Here is a 6,495-nt window from a genome sequence, read left to right as displayed (position 1 = left end):
AGTCGTCTCCTCTACAGCGGTGCAGGCGGGTTGGGGGTGATCACGAGGAGCTGAGGTTGTTGTCGATGAAGTCGAACAGCTCGTCGTAGCCCGCCTCGTCCAAAGTGGCCTTTCCGGCGCTCTCCTCCGAGGAGCCGCCGTTCCACTTGGCCAGCACGCGCTGCAACCGGCTGGTGATCTTGGTGCGCATCGGGTCGTCCGCGCCGACCTCGCCGAACGCGAGTTCCAGGCGGTCGAGGTCGTCCAGGAGCGTCGCGGCCGTGCTGTCGTCGCCCGCCAGCTCCACGCGCAGGTGGGCGGCCAGCTCGATCGCGTTGGGGTAGTTGAAGACCAGCGTCGCGGGCAGCTTCACGCCGGTGGCGGCGCTGAGCGTGTTGCGCAGCTCCACCGCCGACAGCGAGTCGAAGCCGAGTTCCTTGAACGCCAGCGTGGGCTTGATGTCCAGCGCCGACTCGTAGCCGAGCACGGTCGCGACCTGCCCGACCACGAGGTCCAGCAGCAGTTCGTCCTGCTCGGCCTTGGTCCTGCCCGCGAGCCGCTGCGACCAGGAGGCCGGTTCGGCCTTGCCCGCGGTGGTGGCCGCCGCGCGCCGGGCCGGGGCACGGACCAGGCCGCGCAGCAGCGGGTGGACCTCACCCGAGTCGCGCAGCGTCGCGAGGTCCAGCTTGACCGGCGCGAGCAGGGCGTCGTCGGTGGCGCGGGCCAGGTCGAACAGCGCCAGGCCGTCGGCCGCGGCCAGCGCGGGCATCCCCGAGCGGGCCATGCGGGCGAAGTCCGCGTCGGACAGCGTCGAGCCCATGCCCGCGGTCTGGTCCCACGGGCCCCAGGCCAGCGAGACCGCCGGGAGGCCGCGGTGGCGGCGGTGCACGGCGAGCCCGTCGAGGAAGGTGTTGGCCGCGGCGTAGTTCGCCTGCCCCGCACCGCCGAACAGGCCGGAGGACGAGGAGAAGACGACGAACATCGCCAGGTCCGCGTCGGCGGTCAGCTCGTGCAGGTGGGCCGCGGCGTCCGCCTTCGGGCCGAGCACGGCGGACAGCCGCTCCGGGGTGAGCGAGTCGAGGACGCCGTCGGCGAGCACGCCCGCCGCGTGCACCACGCCGGTCAGCGGGTGCTCGATCCCCTTGAGCAGGGCCGCGACGGCGGCGTGGTCGGCGACGTCGCACGCCGCCAGGTCGACGGTCGCGCCGAGGCCGATCAGCTCGTCGGCCAGTTCGCGGGCGCCGGGGGCGTCCGCGCCGCGGCGGGAGGTCAGGACCAGGTGCTGCACACCGTGCTCGGCGACGAGGTGCCGGGCCACGAGCGCGCCCAGTCCCCCGGTGCCGCCGGTGATCAGCACCGAGCCGTTCGGGTCGAGCGGGGTCGGGATGGTCAGCACGACCTTGCCGGTGTGCTTGGCCTGGCCGAGGAAGCGGAACGCCTCCGGGGCGCGGTGGACGTCCCACGTCGTCACGGGCAGCGGCGACAGCGAGCCGTCGGCGAACCAGCCGTGCAGGCGGGTCAGCAGCTCGCCGATGCGGTCCGGTCCGGCCTCGATCAGGTCGAACGCGGTGTACTCCACGTCGAGGTGCTGCCGGGCGACCTCGTCGGGGCGCCGCACGTCGGTCTTGCCCATCTCCAGGAACCGGCCGCCGTGGCCCTGCGCCAGCAGGCGCAGCGAGGCGTCCACGAACTCGCCGGACAGGGCGTTGAGGACGACGTCCACGCCCCGGCCGTCGGTGGCGATGGTGAACTCGTGCTCGAAGTCGGTGGTGCGGGAGGAGGCGATGTGGTCGTCGGCGATCCCGGCGGCCCGCAGCGCGTCCCACTTGCCCTTGCTCGCGGTGCCGTAGACCTCGGCGCCCAGGTGCTTCGCGATCTGGGTGGCGGCCATGCCGACACCACCGGCGGCGGCGTGGACGAGGATCGACTCGCCGGACTTGAGGCCGCCCAGGTCCTCCAGGGCGTAGAGCGCGGTGAGGAACACCAGCGGCACGCCCGCGGCCTGGGTGAACGACCAGCCGTCCGGGATCGGGCAGACCTTGCGGCGGTCGGCGATCACGACGGGGCCGAACGCGGCGTCGACCATGCCCATGACCCGGTCGCCGACGGCGAGGTCGTCCACACCGGGACCGACCTCCAGCACGACGCCCGCGCCTTCCAGGCCCATGATCCCGGCGTCGCCGGGGTACATGCCGAGCACGTTCATCACGTCGCGGAAGTTGACGCCCGCGGCGCGCATCGCGATGCGGACCTCGCCGGGCTCCAGCGCCGACTCGGCGTGGGGCCAGGGGATGGTGGTGAGGTTGTCGACCGTGCCGGGGGCGGTGAAGTCCAGGCGCCAGGCGGAGTCCGTGGCGGAGGGGGCGATCGAACCCGAGTTCGCGCGGACCAGGCGCGGGGCGTACAACGTGCCCGCGCGGACCGCGACCTCCAGCTCGTTCGCGCCCAGCACGGCGGGCAGGACCGCGTCGAGCGCGGCCACGTCGTCCAGGTCCACCAGCACGATCGCGCCGGGGTGCTCGGACTGCGCGGAGCGCACCAGGCCGGACGCCGAGGACTGGGCGGGGACGGTGACGTCCTCGCCGGGCAGCGCGGCGACGGCGTGGCTGGTCACGACGACCAGCACGGACTCCTCGGTGCGCTCACCGTCCACGAAGGACTTGAGTCCCGTGAGCAGTTCCGCGGTCACGGTGTGCACGTCGGCCGAGTCGGCGACGTGCAGGATCGTCACGTCCTCCACCGACGCGGCCTCGGTGGTCACCGGCGTCCAGTCGACCCGGTAGAGCGAGTCGGTGCCGCCGCCCGCTCGGGTGAACTGCTCGCCGCTGATCGGGCGCAGCACCAGCGAGTCGACGCGGGCGACCGGTGAACCGGTGCCGTCGGCGACGTCCACCGAGATGCCGTCCCCCTGCGGCGACGGGGAAACGCGGGCGCGCAGCGTCTCGGCCCCGGCGGCGAACAGGCTCACGCCGGTCCAGGAGAACGGCAGCGACGCCGGGCCGCTCTGCTCCTGGGCGTCGCCGTCGGCGATGCCCAGGGTGTGCAGGACGGAGTCGAGCAACGCCGGGTGGACGCCGAACGCGCCCGCCCGACGCTGTTCCGCCTCGGGCAGCACGACTTCGGCGTACACGTCGCCGCCGCCGCGCCAGGCGTTCACCAGCCCGCGGAACACCGGGCCGTAGCGCAGACCGCCGACGGCGAGGTCCTCGTAGAGGCCGGTCAGGTCGAGGGGAACGGCTCCGGCGGGCGGCCACTGCGCCAGCTCGAACGCGGGGGCCGTGGTCTCGTCGGTGAGGACGCCGGTCGCGTGCACGACCCACGCGGCGTCGTCGTCATCGGTGCGGGAGTAGACGGTGATCATCCGGCGGCCGGGCTCGGCGTCCAGCTCGACGTGCAGGCTGATGCCGCCCTGGGCCGGGACGACCAGCGGGGCCTGGAGCAGCAGCTCCTCCAGGTGGCCGCAGCCGACCTGGTCGCCCGCGCGGATCGCCAGCTCCACCAGCGCGGTGCCGGGCACGACCACGTTGTCCGCGACGACGTGGTCGGCCAGCCAGGCGTGCGTGGCGACCGAGAGGCGCGCGGTGAACAGCACGCCGCCGTCGGGCATCGGCAGGACCGCGGCGAGCAGCGGGTGCCCGGCGGCCGACAGGCCCGCGGAGGTCACGTCGCCGACCGAGCCGTTGTCCTCCAGCCACAGGCGCTGGCGGTCGAACGCGTAGGTCGGCAGGTCGACGCGGCGGGCGCCGGTGCCGTCGAAGTAGGCGGCCCAGTCGATCCGGGTGCCCCGCACGTGCAGCGCGGCGAGCGCGGTGGTGATGGCCGAGACCTCGGGGCGGTCCTTGCGCAGCGCCGGGACCAGCACGGCCTTCTCGACGCTGTCGGCGCCCATCGCGGTGAGCACGGCGTCGGGGCCCAGCTCCAGGAACGTCGACACGCCCTGGCCTTCCAGCGTGCGGACGGCGTCGGCGAACCGGACCGCGTCGCGCACGTGGGAGACCCAGTGGTCGGCGGAGCACAGCTCGACGGCGGTCGCGACCCGGCCGGTGGCCGTGGAGACGATCGGGATGGTGGGCGAGGAGTAGGTCAGCCGCGCCGCCACCGCGCGGAAGTCGTCGAGCATGGCGTCCATGTGCGCCGAGTGGAACGCGTGGGAGACGCTGAGCCGCTTGGACTTCCGGTCCGGGAACCGGGCGACCACCGCGAGGACGGCGTCCTCGTCGCCCGCGAGGACGATCGAGTCGGGGCCGTTGACCGCGGCAATAGAAACGTCGTTACCAATGACCGTGAGGACTTCCTCCTCGGTGGCCTGGAGCGCCACCATCGCGCCGCCGGTCGGCAGCGCCTGCATCAACCGGCCACGCGCCTCGACCAGCGTCGCGGCGTCCTCCAGGGACAGGACACCGGCCACGTGGGCGGCGGCCAGCTCGCCGATCGAGTGCCCGGCCAGGAACTCCGGCCTCACGCCCCACGACTCGACGAGGCGGTAGAGCGCCACCTCGATCGCGAACAGCGCGGGCTGGGTCGTGCCGGTCCGGTCCAGCGCGGCGGCGTCGTCGCCGAACACCGCCTCGCGCACCGGGCCGTCGAACTCGGCGCACACGGCGTCGAAGGCTTGCGCGAACACCGGGAACGCGTCGTGCAGCTCGCGGCCCATGCCGAGCCGCTGGCTGCCCTGCCCGGTGAACAGGACCGCGAGGCCGCCGTCGGTGACGGTGCCGCGCTGGAGGTTCGCCGCCGCGCCGCCGTCGACCAGCGCGTCCAGGCCGGCGTGCAGGGCGGGGGCGTCGGCGCCGACCACGACCGCGCGGTGGGCGAGCGCGGTGCGGGTCGTCGCCAGGGAGAAGGCCACGTCGTCGAGGTGGGGGTCGGCGGCGGCGAGGTGGTCGCGCAGGCGGCGGGCCTGCTCGCGCAGCCCGTCCTCGGTGCGCGCGGCCAGCAGCCACGGCAGCACCTCGCGGCCCGCGCGCCGGACCTCGACCGGCTCGGCGGCGGGCGCCTGCTCGATCACGACGTGGGCGTTGGTGCCGCTGACGCCGAACGACGAGACGCCCGCGCGGCGCGGGTTGCCGGTCTCGGGCCACGGGCGGGCCTCGGTCAGGATCTCCAGCGAACCCGCGTCCCAGTCGACCTGGTGCGACGGCTCGTCGGCGTGCAGCGTCCTGGGAGCCAGACCGTGGCGGATGGCCATGACCATCTTGATGACGCCCGCGACGCCGGCCGCGGACTGGGTGTGGCCGATGTTGGACTTGAGCGAGCCCAGCAGCACCGGGCGCTCGCGGTCCTGGCCGTAGGTGGAGAGGATGGCCTGCGCCTCGATCGGGTCGCCGAGGCGGGTGCCGGTGCCGTGGGCTTCCACCACGTCCACGTCGGCGGGGGCCAGACCGGCGTTGGCCAGGGCCTGGAGGATCACCCGCTGCTGCGACGGGCCGTTGGGGGCGGTCAGGCCGTTGGACGCGCCGTCCTGGTTGACCGAGCTGCCGCGCACGACCGCGAGGACCTCGTGGCCGTTGCGCCGCGCGTCGGACAGCTTCTCGACGAGCAGCAGGCCGACGCCCTCGGACCAGCCGGTGCCGTCCGCGTCGTCGGAGAACGCGCGGCAGCGGCCGTCCGGGGAGAGCCCGCCCTGCTTGCCGAACTCGGCGAACACGGCGGGGGTGCTCATCACCATGACGCCGCCCGCGAGCGCGATGGAGCACTCGCCGTTGCGCAGCGCGGTGGCGGCGAGGTGCAGCGCGGTGAGGGAGGAGGAGCAGGCGGTGTCGACCGTGACGGCCGGGCCTTCGAGGCCGAACGTGTAGGAGAGGCGGCCGGACAGGACGCTGGGGGCCGCGCCCGTGAGCAGGTGGCCCGCGACCTCGTCGGGGACCTCGGTCAGGCCGATGCCGTAGCCCATGGCGCTGCCACCGATGAACACACCGGTCTGGCTGCCGCGCAGGGACCTGGGGTCGATTCCGGCCCGCTCGAACACTTCCCACGTCGTTTCCAGCAGCAGCCGCTGCTGGGGGTCCATGGCCAGTGCTTCACGCGGGGAAATTCCGAAGAACGCGGGCTCGAAATCGGCCGCGTCATAGAGGAACCCGCCACCCTCCACGGCGAAAACACCGTTTTCGGTGCCCCAGCCGCGGTCGTCGGGGAGCGGGGAAATGGCGTCGCCGCCGGACTCGACCAGCCGCCACAGATCCTCGGGCGAGCGGACACCGCCGGGGTAACGGCAGCTCATCGCCACGATCGCGATCGGCTCCTGGTTGCCTTCCTCCAACTCCTGAAGACGCTGCCGGGTGGTCTGGAGATCCGCCGTCACCAGTTTGAGATACTCCCGGAGCGTGTCTTCATTCGCCATTTAAGAGCACCTCTTCGCTACGGACGACAGGGTTTCTCCGGCGCAGGAGAATGAGATCGTCGTGAATTCAGAAGCGCTTGGCACACTTCAGCTCACGAAACGATTCTGTCCGTGGCCCCAACCCCCCTCAACCCCTAGCGCGCCCCTACCGGCCCCTGAGGAAAGGGCCTGAAAAC

At 73.2% G+C, this 6,495-nt stretch carries 1 protein-coding gene; it reads right to left on the bottom strand.

Features of this window, described 5'->3' with window-relative positions; translation table 11 throughout:
* Positions 1-40: 40 nt before the first annotated feature.
* A complete protein-coding gene (locus VFZ92_RS13080) occupies positions 41-6,280 on the bottom strand; it encodes a type I polyketide synthase (RefSeq protein ID WP_414719888.1) in 6,240 nt (2,079 codons plus the stop codon).
* Positions 6,281-6,495 lie beyond the last annotated feature (215 nt).

The organism is Umezawaea sp. (assembly GCF_036375055.1).
GTDB lineage: Bacteria > Actinomycetota > Actinomycetes > Mycobacteriales > Pseudonocardiaceae > Umezawaea.
Note: the sequence above shows the minus strand (reverse complement) of the source record. Positions and strands in the feature narration are given on the sequence as shown.